The sequence below is a fragment of the Mesorhizobium sp. WSM1497 genome, from assembly GCF_001672455.2.
GTDB lineage: Bacteria > Pseudomonadota > Alphaproteobacteria > Rhizobiales > Rhizobiaceae > Mesorhizobium > Mesorhizobium ciceri.
Window position 1 is genome coordinate 2,697,469 of the sequence record NZ_CP021070.1, and the last position, 16,320, is coordinate 2,713,788.

Consider the following 16,320-nt stretch of genomic DNA (forward strand, 5'->3'; position numbering starts at 1 on the left):
TTTGCCCGGAAATTGTGCGGAATCAGAATAATTGTCATGATATTATTTTCCCAATTGACATGATTTGGCGCGTTCCGCATCGTTAAGGGGCACAGGCTTCTCCAGCACGAGGAAATACATTTGTCCGCATCAGCGCCCATCATCAAGATCGACAGCATCTCGAAAAGCTTCGGCAGCTTCAAGGTGCTGGACGGCCTGTCGATGCAAGTCATGCCCGGCGAGAAGCTGGCACTGATTGGCCCATCGGGTTCGGGCAAGACGACGATCCTGCGCATCCTGATGACGCTGGAGCGCATCGATGGCGGTCATATCCAGATCGACGGCGAGCAGCTCTATCACATGGAGCGCAATGGCCAGCTGTTGTCCGCCGATGAGCGGCATCTGACAAGGATGCGCCAGAAGATCGGCATGGTGTTCCAGCTGTTCAACCTGTTTCCGCACAAGTGCGTCATGGACAATGTCACGCTGGCGCCGATGCTGACCAAGGGCACGCCGCGTGCCGCCGCCGAAAAGCGGGCGATGGAACTGCTCGAAATGGTCGGCATGGCCGACAAGGCCAAGAACATGCCGGCGCAGCTGTCCGGTGGACAGAAGCAACGCGTGGCGATCGCTCGGGCGCTGGCGCTGTCGCCGAAGATCATGCTGTTCGACGAGGTGACGTCGGCGCTCGATCCAGAGCTGGTCGAGGAGGTGATGAACGTCATGCGCAAGCTCGCCGCCGAGACCGACATGACCATGCTGCTGGTCACCCACGAGATGGGCTTTGCCCATGATTTCGCCGACCGGGTGCTGTTCTTCGATCGCGGCAGGATCGTCGAAGAAGGCAAACCGGACGAGATTTTCCGCAATCCCAAGCAGGAGCGCACGCAAGGTTTCCTGAAGAAGATCATCGCGGCCGGACATCGGGTCTGACCGCAATGCCCAGGGCGACGAAGTCGTCCCGAGGCGGCGAGGGCCGCCATGCAACAAAGCAAGACAAGAAACAAGGAGTTGGGAACAATGAACAAACTTGGCATTCTGGCCGGCGTTGCCGGTCTTGCACTGACGGCGGTGCTGGCCGCCTCGATCCCCGGTTCGGCCGATGACAGCAAGCTCGAGCAGCTCAAGGCGCAAGGTTTCGCCCGCCTCGCTATCGCCAACGAGCCGCCCTATACGGCGGTCGCCGCCGACGGCAAGGTTTCGGGTGCCGCGCCTGATGTGGCCCGCGAGATATTCAAGCGGCTCGGCGTCGCCGACGTTGCCGCTTCGATCTCCGAATATGGCGCCATGATCCCCGGCCTGCAGGCCGGTCGCTTCGATGTCGTCACCGCCGGCCTGTTCATGAAGCCGGAGCGCTGTGCTGCGGTCGCCTATTCGGAACCCGTGCTGTGCGACGCCGAGGCGATGCTGGTGAAGAAAGGCAATCCAAAGGGCTTCAAGAGCTATGAGGATGTCGCCAAGGATACGACTGCGACCATCGGCGCGCCGGGCGGCGGCACCGAGGAGAAGCTCGCGCTCAATGCCGGCGTGCCACGCGATCGCGTCATCGTCGTGCCGGATGGCCAGAGTGGCGTGAAGATGCTCCAGGATGGCCGCATCGACGCTTATTCGCTACCCGTCCTGTCGATCAATGATCTGGTCAAGAAGGCCAACGATCCGAACCTCGAAGTCATCGCTCCGGTGCAGGGCGCACCGGTCTATTGCGACGGCGCCGCTTTCAAGAAGGGCGACGAGGCACTGCGCGACGCCTTCGATGTGGAACTGGCCAAGATGAAGAAATCGGGCGAGTTCGCCAAGATCATCGAGCCCTACGGCTTCTCGGCGGCAGCCGCGATGTCGACCAGCCGCGACAAGCTCTGCGCGGCGAAGTGATCCTTCCTTCTCCCCGTTCAACGCGGAGAAGGTGTCACGAAGTGACGGATGAGGGGCGGCGCCAAACCTTCGCAAGTTCGCGCCGCCCCTCATCTGCCTGCCGGCATCTTCTCCCCGTAAACGGGGAGAAGATGCTAAACCCAACGTTGGAAACCGAATGACCCAGTGGTCCGGCTATTTCGGCCTGATATTGCAGGGAGCGCTTGTCACCATCGAGCTGACGCTGATGGGGTCGGTGCTGGCGCTGATCATGGCCTTCCTCGCCGGCATGGGGCGCGTGTCGCGCTTCTTTGCGCTGCGTTGGTTGGCCACCGCCTACATCGAGTTCTTCCGCGGCACCTCGATCTTCGTGCAGTTGTTCTGGGCCTATTTCGTGCTGCCCTTCATCGGCATTTCGCTGACCCCGTTGCAGGCCGGCGTGCTGGCGCTCGGCCTCAATGTCGGCGCCTACGCCGCCGAAGTGGTGCGCGGTGCCATCCAGTCGATCGGCCGCGAACAGTATGAGGCCTGCACAGCGCTCAATCTCGGCCGCTGGCAAGGCATGCGCCACATCATCCTGCCACAGGCGCTGCTGGTGATGCTGCCGACCTTTGGCAACAATGCCATCGAATTGCTCAAGGCGACCGCCGTGGTGTCGCTGATCTCGCTCACCGACCTGACCTTCCAGGCGCAGGTGGTGCGCGCCCAGACCGGCAACACCCTGGTGCCGTTCACCACCATCCTGATCATCTATTTCATCCTCGCCCTGCTCATCTCGTGGGGCGTGCGCTCGCTGGAACGACGCATGGCGCGCGGCCTCGACGGGGTGCGTGCCTGATGGCCAACTCCCTTCTGATAAATTGGGCCTACTGATGGAATGGGATTGGAATTTCGTCTGGGAAATCATGCCAACGCTGATCCAGGGCGTGAAGATCACCATCCTGGCGACGCTGCTCGGCTCGGTGCTGGCGGCGATCGTCGGGCTGGGCATTGCGCTGGCGCGCCGCTCGCCCAACAAGGCGTTGTCGCGCACGGTCGGCTGGGCGGCTGAATTCATCCGCGGCACGCCGCTGCTGGTGCAGCTCTATTTCATCTTCTACGTGCTGCCCGACATCGGCATCCTGCTGCCGCCGCTGGTCGCCGGTGTCATCGGGCTCGGGCTGCACTACGGCACCTACACGGCTGAGGTGTATCGTGCCGGCATCGACAATGTGCCGCGCGGCCAATGGGAGGCCGCCAAGGCGTGCAATCTGAGCGCCAGTCAGACCTGGACCCACATCATCGTTCCGCAGGCCATCCCACCGATGATTCCGGCGCTCGCCAATTACTTCATCGCCATGTTCAAGGAAACGCCGCTGCTGTCGGCAATCACCGTGCTGGAACTGATGAACCAGGCCAAAAGCGTCGCCAACACCTACTATCGCTATATCGAGCCGATCACCCTGGTCGGTGCTTTCTTCCTGGTCATCAGTCTGTTTTCGGTCGTGTTGCTGCGCTGGCTGGAACGCCGCTACGGCAAGATCGAGAGGTAGCCGATGAAACCCTTGCCCGAGATCAAGGTGTATCCGAAACGGCCGGCACTGGATGCGCGTCCTCTGGAGCGGCGCGTCGGCCTGATCATCCTGGCCACCGACCACACCAGCGAACCGGATTTCCGCCGCATGGTGGCGAGCGAACGCGTCGGCGTCTATGTCGCGCGCATTCCCTATGCCAACCCGACGACGCCCGAAAACCTGCGCAAGATGCAGCCGGCGCTGACGGCGGGCGCGGCCCTGATCCTGCCGGATGAGCCACTCGATGCCGTCTGCTATTCCTGCACTTCGGCCTCGGTGGTGATCGGCGATGCCGAGATCGAGGCGGCGATCCAGGTCGCAAAGCCCGGCGTGCCGGTAATCACCCCGCCGATGGCGGGCGTGCGCGGGCTGCGTGCGCTGGGCGCAAGCAAGATCAGCATCCTCACTCCCTACACGGTCGAGACATCCAGGCCGATGGCCGCCTATTTCGCGGCGCACGGCTTCGAGATCGCCAGCTTCACCTGCCTCGGTTTCGAGGACGACCGCGAGATGGCGCGCATCGCACCGGCGGCCCTCGTCGAACTGGCGCGTGAGGCGACCGACGCCAGCGCCGATGCGCTGTTCGTCTCCTGCACGGCGCTGCGTAGCGCCCTCGCCGTCACCGGCATGGAAAAAACTATTGGACGTCCCGTGGTGACCAGCAACCAGGCGACCGCCTGGAATTGTCTGCGGCTGTGCGGAGATGACACGCCGCATCCCGAATTCGGCCGTCTGATGACGCAGCCATTTGCCGCCTGATTGATGATCATGACACAGGTCACTCTTGAGCACATTCGCGCCGCGCGTGAGCGCATTGCCGGCAAGGTCGAGCGCACGCCGACCGTGCTGTCCCAAAGTCTTTCCGAAGAGCTGGGCGTCCCCGTCCACCTCAAGCTCGAACACCGGCAGACCACCGGCAGCTTCAAGCTGCGCGGCGCCTCGAATGCCGTCGCTTCGCTCAGCACCGCGGAGAAGACGCGTGGCGTGGTCGCGGCCTCGACCGGCAACCACGGCCGCGCGCTGGCGCATGCGGCGAAGCTTGAGGGCATGCGCGCGGTGATCTGCATGTCGCGGCTGGTGCCTGAAAACAAGCTCGACGAGATCCGCCGGCTGGGCGCGGAGGTTCGCATTATCGGCAACAGTCAGGACGATGCCCAGCAGGAGGTCGATCGGCTGGTGGCGCAAGAGGGGCTGGTTATGCTGCCGCCCTTCGACCATCCCGACATTGTCGCCGGGCAAGGCACGCTCGGGCTTGAGATGATCGAACAGGCTCCGGATGCTGCCCTCGTCCTGGTGCAGTTGTCGGGTGGCGGGCTCGCCTCAGGCGTTGCCGCGGCCATCAAAGGCGTCAGCCCCGGCACAAAGATCATCGGTGTCTCGATGGCTCGTGGCGCGGCGATGAAGGCCAGCCTCGATGCCGGCCGCCCGGTGCTGGTGGAAGAATTGCCGACGCTGGCGGATTCGCTCGGCGGCGGCATCGGCCTCGACAACCGGCTGACCTTCGCCATGTGCCGCGACCTGCTCGATGGTATCGTCCTGCTTAGCGAGGACGAGATCGCCGCCGGCATCCGTCACGCCTATGCGCGCGAACGCGAAATCGTCGAGGGCGCCGGCGCGGTCGGCATCGCCGCGCTGCTCGCCGGCAAGGTCAGGTCGGACGGGCCGGTGGTCGTGCTTCTCTCCGGCCGCAACATCGATATGGACGCGCACCGCAGGATCGTCTGCGGCGAGGCGCCATCGCTCAAGGAGCACGCCGCATGAGCCGGATGACGATCCTCACCGAGCAAGAATTGCGCGCGATCGTGACACTCGATCTCGATGCAGTCGCCTGCGTCGAAAACGCCTTCCGTGCGCTTGCCACCCTGCCGGTGGCGATGCCGCCGATCCTGCGGCTCGACATTCCCGAGCATCGCGGCGAGGTCGACGTGAAGACCGCCTACGTGCCTGATATCGACGGTTTCGCCATCAAGATCAGCCCCGGCTTCTTCGACAATCCGAAGCTCGGCCTGCCCAGCGTCAACGGCATGATGGTGCTGCTGTCGTCCAAAACCGGGCTGGTCGAAGCACTGCTGCTCGACAACGGCTATCTCACGGATATCCGAACCGCTGCTGCCGGCGCCGTCGCCGCCAAACATCTGTCGCGGCAGGACTCGTCAGTTGCCGCGATCTTCGGCGCCGGCGTCCAGGCCGGGTTGCAATTGGAAGCCCTGATGCTGGTGCGGCCGATTTCCGAGGCGCGCATCTGGGCGCGCGATGTGGCAAAGGCCGAGGCAACCGCCGGAGCCCTGCGCGAAAAGCTCGGCATTCTCGTGCATGCCGAGCCCGACGCGGCAAACGCAGTTGTCGGCGCCGACATCATCGTCACCACCACGCCTTCGACCGAGCCGCTGATCAAGGCGGGTTTCGTTTCCGCCGGCCAGCACATCACGGCGATGGGCTCCGACGCCGAGCACAAGAACGAGATCGCGCCGGCAATCCTGCGCATGGCCGACCTCTATGTCGCCGACAGCGCCCGTCAGACGCGGCGGCTGGGTGAGCTGCATCACGCCATCGCGGCGGGCGTGATGGCCGCTGAGGAAGAGGTGACCGAACTTGGCCAGATCATCGCCGGTAAACGGCATGGTCGGCGCTCGGCCAGCGACATCACCATCGCCGATCTGACCGGCACCGGCGTTCAGGATACGGCGATAGCTACGTTCGCCCGCGATCGGGCGCGGGTGGCCGGTTCCGGGGCCATTTTCGAAAGCTGATGCTGGCCAAGGCGTGATCCGGAAAAATGGGAACCGGTTTTCCGAAAGATCACGCCCAAACAAGAACGACGGGCCGGTTTCAACGAAGTTGAAACAGGCTCAAGGCCCAACAAACGAGGACCAAGAACAATGCAACCGAACCTGAGATTCTCGCGCGGCGAATATGCGGATCGCCTCGCCAAGACACGCAAAGCCATGGAGGTGAAGGGCGTCGATCTTCTTGTTATCAGCGACCCGTCCAACATGGCCTGGCTGACCGGCTATGACGGCTGGTCGTTCTACGTGCATCAGGCGGTTATCGTGCCGCCATCGGGCGAGCCGGTCTGGTACGGCCGCGGCCAGGACGCCAACGGTGCCAAGCGCACTGCCTATCTCGCGCATGATAACATCGTCGGCTATGCCGATCACTATGTGCAGTCGACCGAGCGCCACCCGATGGATTTTTTGGCCAGCGTGCTTGCGGATCGCGGCTGGGGCAAGCTGACAGTCGGCGTTGAGATGGACAATTACTGGTTCTCGGCCGCCGCCTTCGCATCGCTGCAGAAGCATTTGCCCAATGCCCGCTTTGTCGATGCCACCGCGCTGGTCAACTGGCAGCGCGCGGTGAAGAGCTCGACCGAGATCGACTATATGCGCAAGGCGGCTCGCATCGTCGAGGCGATGCACCAGCGCATCTTCGACAAGATCGAGGTCGGCATGCGCAAATGCGATCTCGTTGCCGAAATCTATGATGCCGGCACGCGCGGCGTCGACGGCATCGGCGGCGATTATCCGGCGATCGTGCCGCTGCTGCCGTCGGGTGCCGATGCCTCGGCGCCGCATCTGACTTGGGACGACAGACCGATGAAGCGGGACGAGGGCACCTTCTTCGAGATCGCCGGCTGCTACAACCGCTATCACTGCCCGCTGTCGCGCACCGTCTTCCTCGGCAAGCCGACGCAGGAATTCCTCGATGCCGAGAAGGCGACGCTGGAAGGTATGGAAGCGGGGCTGGCCGCGGCCAAACCCGGCAACGCCTGTGAGGACATCGCCAACGCCTTCTTCGCCGTGCTGAAGAAGTATGGCATCGTCAAGGACAACCGCACCGGCTATTCGATCGGACTGTCCTATCCGCCGGACTGGGGCGAGCGCACGATGAGCTTGCGTCCCGGCGACCGCACCGAACTCAAGCCCGGCATGACGTTCCATTTCATGACCGGCCTGTGGCTGGAAACGATGGGACTGGAGATCACCGAGTCCATCCTGATCACCGAAACCGGTGTGGAGTGCCTGGCCAATGTGCCGCGTAAGCTGGTGGTGAAGGATTGAGCCCGATGTCGAATCTACGCTCATCACCGGTCGCGCCGACCGTCGATTTCGACCGCGACGGCGTCCAGCACGGCTTCCTGCGCTTGCCCTACAGCCGCGACGATTCCGCGTGGGGCTCGGTGATGATACCGATCTGCGTCATCCGCAACGGCAACGGACCGGCAGCTCTGCTGTCCGGCGCCAACCATGGCGACGAATATGAGGGGCCGCTGGCCCTCTACGATCTCGCCAGGACCCTCGATCCCAGGCAAGTCAGCGGCACGGTGATCATCGTGCCGGCAATGAACTATCCGGCCTTCCGCGCCGGCACGCGCACCTCGCCGATCGACAAGGGCAACATGAACCGCAGCTTTCCCGGCCGGCCGGACGGAACGGTGACCGAAAAGATCGCCGATTACTTTCAACGTGAACTGCTGCCTCGCGCCGACATCGTGTTCGACTTCCACTCCGGCGGCAAGACGCTGGACTTCGTGCCGTTCTGCGCGGCGCACACTTTGCCCGACAAGGCGCTGGAACAGAAAGCCTTTGACGCGGTCGCGGCCTTTGCCGCTCCGTTCTCGATGCGCATGATCGAGATCGACGCCGTTGGCATGTACGACACGGCAGCCGAGGAGATGGGCAAGGTCTTCGTCAGCACCGAACTTGGCGGCGGCGGCACGTCGCGCGCGCAAACCGTGCGGATCGCGAGGCGCGGCATTCTCAACGTGCTGCGTCATGCCGGCATTGTAGATGGTGCGGTCGAGAAGACTCGAACCCAGTGGCTCGACATGCCGTCGGGCGATTGTTTCTCGTTCGCCGAAGACGACGGCATGATCGAAACCATGGTCGATCTCGGTGAGCCCGTCAAAGAAGGCTCGGTGCTGGCGCGCATTCATTCCACCGGCCGCACCGGCGTCGCTCCGCAGGAGATCCGGGCAAAAATGTCGGGCATGCTTGCGGCGCGGCATTTCCCCGGGCTGGTTAAGGCCGGCGACTGCGCGGCGGTGGTGGCTGTGCACGTCTGAGCGGCTCCGCCGGGCCTGCTCCACCCGGTTCGGGTTCATCGTCACTTGTTCTGCGTCCGTCGCGGAGCCCTTCGGCGCGGCGGAAAGAAGCAGGATAGCGGGCGGAGTCGACATTGCAGGAGGATGTCACTATATAGCGGCGGCTTCGACCCGCGCGCCCGAGGGCAGCACCTCGAAGCAACTGTGAATGTGTAGTGTTTTGCGCCATCTATTGTGACGGAAATCGGCTCGGAAACCGGAAAAAAGCAAATAGAAACAGTGGCGCAGCGCTGGGTATGACCCAGCCAATGGTACCGACCCCTCCAGAATCAGAAAATGCCCTTGACCCCTCGATTTCCTATGGCTCTGTGGACCTTGGACGGCATTGGCTTGCCGGCTGACCGCGACTCGGCTGGAATGGGGACATGCATCCTTTGCGGGATGTCGACGTTTATGATTACCAACCGGCTTTGCCGCCAGGGAACAGCAGTATGAGCGAACACGCCATCGAATTCTTGCGGGGATGGATCGGCGAAAAGGTCCATTGCCAGTCCTCCCAGGCAAGGATCGACAAGCAGGCCGAAACCTTGGCCAAGGAGTGCGCCGCCGAGGCGGCCGAGGTCGGCATTCCGCTGGAGGATATCCAGGAAGAAGTCGGCGATATCCAGGAACTTATCGCATCCCGGCTTGAGGAAGCGGCCGAGGCCGAGGAAAACCAGCAGGCCCCCAGAAAAGCCGCGGAATGATCAAAGCCGCCGAATGATCGCATAGCGGCGACGTTGTTGCAGCGCGGGCTTCTGGCCCGCGTTTTTGTCTTCAGCCAAACGTCTCCTTCAGCCACGTCTTCGGCAGCGCCGGCACGAAATTCCCGTCGCGTCCGGTCATATCGTCATTGGCAACCAGCGCGTTGAGGATTGCTTCCTCTACGGTCTGGATCACCGCATCGAAAAACGGATCGATGTCGGTATCGGGAATAAAATCGGCACTGGCGATGCGGCCGGATGGCGCCCGCGCGGCGCTCGCATTGGCGGTCGAGAAGGCGATGAAAATGTCGCCTGAACTGTGATACCCGAAGCCTCCGGTCATGGCGACGCCAAGCGGCACCCGTCGGGCCAGCCGCTTCATCTGATGCGGCAGGAACGGTGCGTCGGTGGCGATGACGGCGATGATCGAACCCTTTTCGGCGCGCGGTGTGCCTTCGCGGACAGCCGGTTCGACGAGTTGCGGCCCGGCGCGCAGGCCGCGAATGGTTATGTTGCGCCGTTTGCCAAAATTGGACTGCACGAAGGCGCCGACCGTATAGGCACGGCCGTGCCATTCGACGATGCGCGATGCCGTGCCGGAGCCGGCCTTGAAGCCGAACGTGATCATGCCGGTGCCGCCGCCGACGCTGCCTTCCTCGATCGGTCCGCCGGCGGCACCGTCGAGGGCCTGCGCAACATGCTCCGAGGTCAAATGGTGGCCGTTGATGTCGTTGAGGAAGCCGTCATAGGTCTCCGCCGCCACCGGCAGTCCCCAGCCGCTGTCAAGCGCCGCCGGCAGCACGCTTTGCATCCAGCGCAGCGTGCCGTCGCGGGAAACACCGCAGGAATGCGTGTTCGTGATGGTGATCGGGAAGTTGAAAGCGCCGGTTTCCTCGACGATGTGCGAGCCGGTCAGTTCGCCGTTTCCGTTCTGGCTGAAGATCCCGGCGAAGACCGGGTTGGCGAGGTCGGCAAGCGGCCTGGGCAGGATCGCGGTCACGCCGGTGCGAACCGGTCCCTCGCCGACGACAAGTGTGCCATCGCCCGAGATCAGCGTCGCATAGCCGACCGCGACGCCGGGCACATCGGTGATCGCGTTGAACGGTCCAGGCCGTCCGTCGAAGCCGATGCCGAAATTTCGCGCGCGCGGTTTGCCTGAGGGCGTTGCCAGATGATGCGGATTGTCGGTCATGGTGTCAGAATAGGGATCCCTGATTGCCAGGCTCTTTGGCCTTGGCCGCCGGCTTGGCTACGGCTTTCGGTTTTGCCGTGCCGCTGATTGCCACCGCATCAGCGGTCCCGTCGGCGAACTCGAGCGAAAGCGCCATTCCCGACGCCACGTCGGCAGCCTGCTTGACGACGGCGCCGTCCGCATCTCTCACCAGCGCAAAGCCGCGGGCCAGGACGGCCTTGTGCGACAGCGACGCCATCAACCTGTCGGCCTGGACGACGCGGCCGCGCAGGCGCTCCAGCCTGAGCACCACTGCTTGCGTGCCGCGTCTTGTCAAAGCTGTCAGCAAATCCCTCTGCACGCGTTGCCGCCGTGCCGTCGGCTCGATCGTGATGCGGCCTTGCAGCATGGCCAATTGCTGCTTGTGCCGCTGCAGCGATGCCCTGGCACATTTTGGCAATTGATCCGCCGCCCGGTTAAGCTCCGCACGCCGGGCTCTTGCCATCGCACGCAGCGCGCCTTGTGCTCGCAAAAGATTGCGTTCGTTGGTGCGCCGGGCCTCTGCAATGCGCTGCGACAGCATTGCCGGTGTCAGTTTCACGGCAAAAAACCTTGCACGCTTGCGTTCGGTGGAGACCAACAGGCCCCGGCCGAGCCTGGATGTCGCCTCATCGAGGCGCCGGCGCGGCAGCGCCAGCAATTGATCGGGCGAGGGCAGAGCCCGGGCGGCGGCACGGGCGGCCTGCCGCTTGCGCTCGAAATTGCGCAGCACCGCCGCTTTCAGCCGCGCACCGAGGCTGGCAAGCGTTGCTTCGAGGTCGGCCTTCACCGGCACGGCGATTTCGGCCGCGCCTGTCGGTGTCGGCGCCCGCACGTCGGCGACGAGGTCGATCAGCGTCCAGTCGGTCTCGTGGCCGACAGCCGAGATCACCGGAATGCCGGAAGCGGCAACCGCGCGGGCGAGCGCCTCGTCGTTGAACCCCCAGAGGTCTTCGAGGCTGCCGCCGCCACGCGCCACGATCAGCAGATCGGGCCGCTGGATGGCGCCATCCCATGCCAGCGCGTTGAAGCCGTTGACCGCGGCAGTCACTTCCGCGCCTGACGTCTCGCCCTGAACACGCACCGGCCAGACCAGGATGTGCAGCGGAAAGCGGTCCTTGATGCGGTGGATGATGTCGCGGATGACGGACCCTGTCGGCGAGGTGACGACGCCGATGACGCGCGGCATGAACGGCAGCAATCGCTTGCGGCCGGTGTCGAACAGACCCTCGGCCTGTAGCCGCCGCTTGCGCTCTTCCAGCAGCGCCATCAGGGCGCCGGCGCCGGCAGGCTCCAGATTGTCGATGACGATCTGGTAGTTGGATTTGCCGGGATAGGTGGTGAGCTTGCCGGTGGCGATCACCTCCATGCCCTCTTCGGGACGGAACTTCAGCCGGCTCATCGTGCCTTTCCACACCACGGCGTCGAGCCGCGCGCGGTCGTCCTTCAGCGCGAAATAGGCATGACCTGAGGAATGCGGCCCGCGATAGCCTGATATCTCGCCACGCACCCGCACATTGCCGAAAACGTCCTCGACCGTGCGCTTCAGCGCGCCGGAAATCTCGCTCACCGTATATTCGGCGGCGTTGGTGCGTGATTCGGATGCTGCTTCGCTCATCGGCCGATTGGGGAACGGTTGGGCGCCCGCGTCAAGGCGGTTGCGTCGGGCCAGCCGTTCATAACCCGCACACCTGGCCCTGCCTACCAGCCGGGCAGGATCTGGTTCGGCTTGGTTCGCCGCAGCTTGGTGAAGGCGAGCGCTGCGAAATCGAACGTTCCGGGGTCTTCGCCGACCGGCACGGAGATATTGTCCAGGCTTTCCGAAATATGGCGGGCGAGCGCATCGACGATCTCCGGCCGCGACGTCTGGCCGCGCATGATGCCGATGCGGCAATCGGGCAGGGCGCCGAAGCCGTCGGCTTCGCCCAGCACCCGCATGCCGGGCCTGAGCGCGCATTCCGGCAGCACCGAGATTGCCAGCCCGGAAAGCACCGCTGCGGTGATGACGGTGGCCGAGAAACTGGTGAACAGGATGCGATAGTCGCGGTTCTGCTGGTCGAGCACATCGACCGCGGCGCGCCGCCAGATGCAGTTCGGCCGGCCGAAGGCCATCGGCAGCGTTTCCTGCTCATGCGTGGCATGATTGGCCGAGGTGACCCACAGCAGCGGTTCGCGCCGCACCACCTCCGACTGGCCGCGTACGTCGTTGTGCGTCACCAGCGCGAGGTCGAGATTGCCGCGCTTGATATGCTCGACCAGCCCCGGCGTCGGCTCGCAGATGACGGTGAGTTCGACGCGCGGATTGGAGCGGGTGAACCGTGCCATGATCTCGGGCAGGAAACGATCGGCGTAGTCGTCGGGCGTGCCGATGCGGATCGTGCCTTCGAGCCGCCGGTCGTCGAAGGCCGCCAGGGTCTCGCGGTTGAGATAGAGCAGCCGCCGCGCATAGGAGAGCAGCTTGTCGCCTTCCTCGGTCAGCCTGTTGGTGCGCCCGTCCTTTTCGAACAGCGGTTTGCCGATCCGCTCCTCCAGCCGGCGCATCTGCATCGACACCGCCGACTGGGTCCGGTGCACCTCCTCGGCTGCCCGCGTGAAGCTGCCGGTATCGGCGATCGAGATGAAGGTCTGCAATTGATCGAGATCGAGCGGCGATTTCATCGACATGATCCATCACTGGTGTTGATGGTAAAGATTAGAAACATTCGTTGGATTAATCAATCGGCCGATGGCAAATTGGCATTGTCCACATGAAGGCATGTGAATTGGGACCGGAACGGCCGCTGACGCCAGCGCCGATTGCTTGGTCTCGCCCGTTCGAGTCTGAAGGAGACCGACAATGACCACGTTTGATTTCGCCACCGAGACCTCGCGCATCACCTCGCGTCCGGCCGTTGCGACGCGCGTGGCCAACACCGTCTCCAACATCTACCGCGCCTGGAAAAACCGCCGCGCCTTCTATCGCCTTGGCGAGATGTCGGACGCCGAACTCGCCGATATCGGCCTGACGCGCGCCGACCTGCATGTCGCCATCGACGTGCCGTTTGGCCGCGACCCGACGGCGATGCTGCGCGAGATCGCCAGTGATCGCATCGAAACGATCGAGGATTTCGCTCGCAAGGTGGCCTGATCGGTTGCTTGTTGTTTAGGTTGCCGTGAACCTTTTCAGGGTTCGACGCGACTGACGAGTATGCAGGCTCCCACTCCCTGCCGGATCCCCCCGGCCCGCCTGCACTCTGCCCGGTCCTCCCAGGACCGGGCTTTTCTCTTTCTACCTCAGCGAAGACCGCCTACCGCCGGTCCATGTCCCGCTTAAACTGGTCGAAGATTGTCTCCACGCCCTTCTGGTAGTCATCACGCTGCTGGGCGCCGGTTTCGAACATCTTGCCGAACAGGTCGTCGAACGGGTTTTTCGGACGGCCGCTCGGATTGGCCTGTGGCTGCGGTGCCTGACGTTGCGGGGGCGCTTGAGGCTGTTGCGGCGCCGGCTGTCCGCCGGGGATGCCGCCTAAGCCACCGCCACCTTGCCGCAGCATCTCCTCGAAGATTTTCCCCAGCGGATTGTCTCCGTAGGGGCTGTGCGTCTGCTGGGGCTGCGGCTGCGCCCGCCCCTGCGGCTGCGGCTGAGGCGCGCCACCGCCGAACATGTCCTGCAGCACCTTGCCGAGCGGATTGTCGCCGTAGGGATTGGGTGCCGGCTGCGTCTGGCTTTGCGGCTGTGGCTGAGCCGCGCCGCCGCCGAACATGTCCTGCAACACCTTGCCGAGCGGGTTGTCCATCGGGTTCTGGGGCGGCGGCGCCTGGCGCGGCTGCGGCGCCGGGGCCTGCATGCCGCCGCCTTGCCGCATCATCTGCTCGATGATCTCGCCGAGCGGATTGTTGCCGCCGCCGCCAAAACCACCGGCGGCCTGCATCTGGTTTGCCGTCTGCTTGAACAGCCCGCCCATGACCATCGAGGCGATCGCCGGCAGCATCTGCTGCAGGATCTGCTGATTGACGCCGCTGGCTTGCGCCGCCTGGCTGGCCACGGCGCGAGACAGATCCTTCGAACCGAACAGGTGCCCGAGAATGCCGTTGCCCTCATCGACGCCTTGCGGCGAGAAGGCCCGGGTTGCGTCCTCGAAATACTTGGCGTGCTGGCCGCTGGCCATCGCCGTCATGAAGGCGCCGAGCCCATAGGGGTCGGCGGTGTTGCGTTGCAGCCCCTGCGAAAAGGCCGGCAGCAATGCGGCAACCGCCGCTTGCGTCTGCTGCATTGAAAGCCCGTATTGCTGGGCAAGGGCCTGCATGCCATTGCCGTTCTGGGCCTGCGTCAGCATGTCGAACAAGGTGGGCATCGGCGTCTCCTCCGGAAATCCTCGCCGAAGAAGCCTAGTTTGTTTCCACTTCCGATTGAAGCGACTTTTGCCGGCCGGTCAGCTTTGCCAAATCCGAGGGTTAATAGGCGTATTCCATGAAAACCGGCTCGATCGAGCCGCCCCAGCGCGTGTGGTAGGCCGACAGCATCTCCTCGGCGCTGGTGGTGCCCCGCGCCACCACTTCGTCCAACGTGTTGAGGAAGGAGGTCTCGTCGTAGCCGTCGCGGTTCTTCTTGCCACGGTTCTTCAGTCCCATGCGGGAAATGACCATCACGTCACGCGCGATCTCGCGCAGCGTGGTGTTGCGGAACGGTGCGGAGATGCCTTGTTCCGGCACGGCATTGCGCATCGCCAGCGTTTCTTCATACGTCCAGCTCGAGGTCAGCGCCTCGGCGGCATCGAGTGCGGCCTCATCATAAAGCAATCCGACCCAGAAGGCCGGCAGCGCGCAGATGCGCCGCCATGGCCCGCCATCGGCGCCGCGCATCTCGAGGAAGCGCTTCAGCCGCACATCCGGGAACAGCGTTGACAGATGGTTCGCCCAGTCGCCCATTGTCGGCAGCCCGTCCGGCACTTCATTGCGCGCGGCCCCGGCCATGAACTGGCGGAAGGTGATGTGGGTCATGTCGTGATAGCGGTCGTCGCGGATGACGAAATACATCGGTACGTCGAGCGCCCATTCGACATAGTCGGCGAAACCGAAATCGGGCGAGAAGCAGAATTCGAGCAGGCCCGAGCGCTGGTTGTCGGTGTCACGCCATATGTCGCCGCGCCAGCTCTGCAAGCCGTTCGGATGGCTTTCGGTGAAAGGCGAATTGGCGAACAAGGCCGTCGAAAGCGGCTGCAGCTTCAACGACACCTGCATCTTGCGGCGCATGTCGGCCTCGCTCTCGAAGTCGAGATTCACCTGGATCGTGCAGGTGCGGTACATCATGTCGAGGCCCTTGGTGCCGACCTTGGGCATGTAGCGCGTCATGATCTCGTAGCGCGATTTCGGCATTTTCGGCGTCTCGGCAAGCGACCATTTCGGGCTGCCGCCGAGGCCGAGGAAGCGGATGCCCATCGGTTCGGCGATCTCGCGCACCTGCGCCAGATGGGCATTGCCCTCGCGACAGGTCTGGTGGATCGTCTCCAGCGGTGCGCCGGAAAGCTCGAACTGGCCGCCGGGTTCCAGCGAAATCGCACCCTGGCCGGTCGGTTCGACCAGGCCGATGATGCGGCCATCATCGACGATCGGATCCCAGCCGAGCTTTTCCTGCATGCCTTCGAGGATGGCGCGGATGCCGCGCTCGCCGCCATAGGGGACCGGTGCATTGCCGTCGACATAGAAGGGGAATTTCTCGTGCTCGGTGCCGATGCGCCATTTGTCGCGCGGCTTGTTGCCTTCGGCCAGGTGCTCGACGAGTTCGTCGACACCTTCGATCGGGCGGAAATCGGTCGTATCGCGCGCCATGATGGTACCCTCAGAGGCGGCCGGATGACCGCCGGCGGTAAATGGACGAAATGTCAGCAGACGATCAAGCGAAAAATCCTGAGCCACAGGTCAACAGGAATTGAACGTTGCTGGAACTCTGCGTCCCTTGCAAGG

The 16,320-nt window shown here is 63.8% G+C and carries 16 protein-coding genes; 11 read left to right on the forward strand and 5 right to left on the reverse strand.

All coding sequences use genetic code 11. The features are described 5' to 3' along the window. Positions 1–120: 120 nt before the first annotated feature. The 10 genes from ehuA (at position 121) to A9K65_RS13120 (ending at position 9,170) form a co-directional block, all read left to right on the forward strand. Complete coding sequence (gene ehuA, locus A9K65_RS13075) at positions 121–912, forward strand: ectoine/hydroxyectoine ABC transporter ATP-binding protein EhuA (protein WP_064994647.1); 792 nt, start codon at positions 121–123, stop codon at positions 910–912. 87 nt (positions 913–999) lie between these two features. Next, entirely contained in the window at positions 1,000–1,851 is an 852-nt protein-coding gene (gene ehuB / locus A9K65_RS13080) for an ectoine/hydroxyectoine ABC transporter substrate-binding protein EhuB (RefSeq protein ID WP_013530327.1), read from the forward strand. A gap of 157 nt (positions 1,852–2,008) precedes the next feature. Further along, a complete protein-coding gene (gene ehuC / locus A9K65_RS13085) occupies positions 2,009–2,668 on the forward strand; it encodes an ectoine/hydroxyectoine ABC transporter permease subunit EhuC (RefSeq protein WP_013530328.1) in 660 nt (219 codons plus the stop codon). Between the two features lie 34 nt (positions 2,669–2,702). Next, positions 2,703–3,362: an ectoine/hydroxyectoine ABC transporter permease subunit EhuD gene (gene ehuD, locus A9K65_RS13090; protein ID WP_024502312.1), complete on the forward strand. Its 660-nt coding sequence runs from the start codon at positions 2,703–2,705 to the stop codon at positions 3,360–3,362. Positions 3,363–3,365: 3 nt separating this feature from the next. Beyond that, positions 3,366–4,142 (forward strand): ectoine utilization protein EutA, encoded by a 777-nt coding sequence (eutA, locus tag A9K65_RS13095; protein ID WP_064994648.1) that lies wholly within the window; start codon positions 3,366–3,368, stop codon positions 4,140–4,142. A 3-nt stretch (positions 4,143–4,145) separates the two neighbouring features. Then, entirely contained in the window at positions 4,146–5,144 is a 999-nt protein-coding gene (gene eutB / locus A9K65_RS13100) for a hydroxyectoine utilization dehydratase EutB (RefSeq protein ID WP_064994789.1), read from the forward strand. Continuing rightward, positions 5,141–6,133 carry an ectoine utilization protein EutC gene (gene eutC, locus A9K65_RS13105; RefSeq protein WP_064994649.1) on the forward strand — a complete coding sequence of 331 codons (993 nt, stop codon included), beginning with the start codon at positions 5,141–5,143 and terminating at the stop codon, positions 6,131–6,133. The genes eutB and eutC overlap by 4 nt, the downstream gene beginning before the upstream one ends. A 129-nt stretch (positions 6,134–6,262) precedes the next feature. Beyond that, on the forward strand, positions 6,263–7,441 hold the full coding sequence (gene doeA, locus A9K65_RS13110) for an ectoine hydrolase DoeA (RefSeq protein WP_063170122.1): 1,179 nt from the start codon (positions 6,263–6,265) through the stop codon (positions 7,439–7,441). A gap of 5 nt (positions 7,442–7,446) precedes the next feature. Next, a complete protein-coding gene (doeB, locus tag A9K65_RS13115) occupies positions 7,447–8,445 on the forward strand; it encodes a N(2)-acetyl-L-2,4-diaminobutanoate deacetylase DoeB (protein WP_024502317.1) in 999 nt (332 codons plus the stop codon). A 470-nt stretch (positions 8,446–8,915) separates the two neighbouring features. After that, positions 8,916–9,170 (forward strand): DUF768 domain-containing protein, encoded by a 255-nt coding sequence (locus A9K65_RS13120; protein ID WP_064994650.1) that lies wholly within the window; start codon positions 8,916–8,918, stop codon positions 9,168–9,170. A gap of 70 nt (positions 9,171–9,240) precedes the next feature. Here A9K65_RS13120 and A9K65_RS13125 read toward each other — a convergent pair whose 3' ends face one another. The 3 genes from A9K65_RS13125 to A9K65_RS13135 form a co-directional block, all read right to left on the reverse strand. Continuing rightward, positions 9,241–10,359 carry a P1 family peptidase gene (locus tag A9K65_RS13125; protein ID WP_064994651.1) on the reverse strand — a complete coding sequence of 373 codons (1,119 nt, stop codon included), beginning with the start codon at positions 10,357–10,359 and terminating at the stop codon, positions 9,241–9,243. Between the two features lie 4 nt (positions 10,360–10,363). Beyond that, positions 10,364–11,995 (reverse strand): exodeoxyribonuclease VII large subunit, encoded by a 1,632-nt coding sequence (gene xseA, locus A9K65_RS13130; RefSeq protein WP_063172775.1) that lies wholly within the window; start codon positions 11,993–11,995, stop codon positions 10,364–10,366. 83 nt (positions 11,996–12,078) lie between these two features. Further along, on the reverse strand, positions 12,079–13,035 hold the full coding sequence (locus A9K65_RS13135) for a LysR substrate-binding domain-containing protein (RefSeq protein WP_013530338.1): 957 nt from the start codon (positions 13,033–13,035) through the stop codon (positions 12,079–12,081). Positions 13,036–13,213: 178 nt separating this feature from the next. On the opposite strand from A9K65_RS13135, the gene A9K65_RS13140 reads away from it, so the two are divergent. Then, entirely contained in the window at positions 13,214–13,504 is a 291-nt protein-coding gene (locus A9K65_RS13140) for a DUF1127 domain-containing protein (RefSeq protein WP_013530339.1), read from the forward strand. Between the two features lie 160 nt (positions 13,505–13,664). On the opposite strand, the gene A9K65_RS13145 is transcribed toward A9K65_RS13140, so the two are convergent. Together A9K65_RS13145 and A9K65_RS13150 are read right to left on the reverse strand one after the other, a co-directional pair. Next, a complete protein-coding gene (locus A9K65_RS13145) occupies positions 13,665–14,711 on the reverse strand; it encodes a DUF937 domain-containing protein (RefSeq protein ID WP_064994652.1) in 1,047 nt (348 codons plus the stop codon). 100 nt (positions 14,712–14,811) lie between these two features. Continuing rightward, positions 14,812–16,185 carry a glutamate--cysteine ligase gene (locus A9K65_RS13150; RefSeq protein WP_013530341.1) on the reverse strand — a complete coding sequence of 458 codons (1,374 nt, stop codon included), beginning with the start codon at positions 16,183–16,185 and terminating at the stop codon, positions 14,812–14,814. Positions 16,186–16,320: the final 135 nt, after the last annotated feature.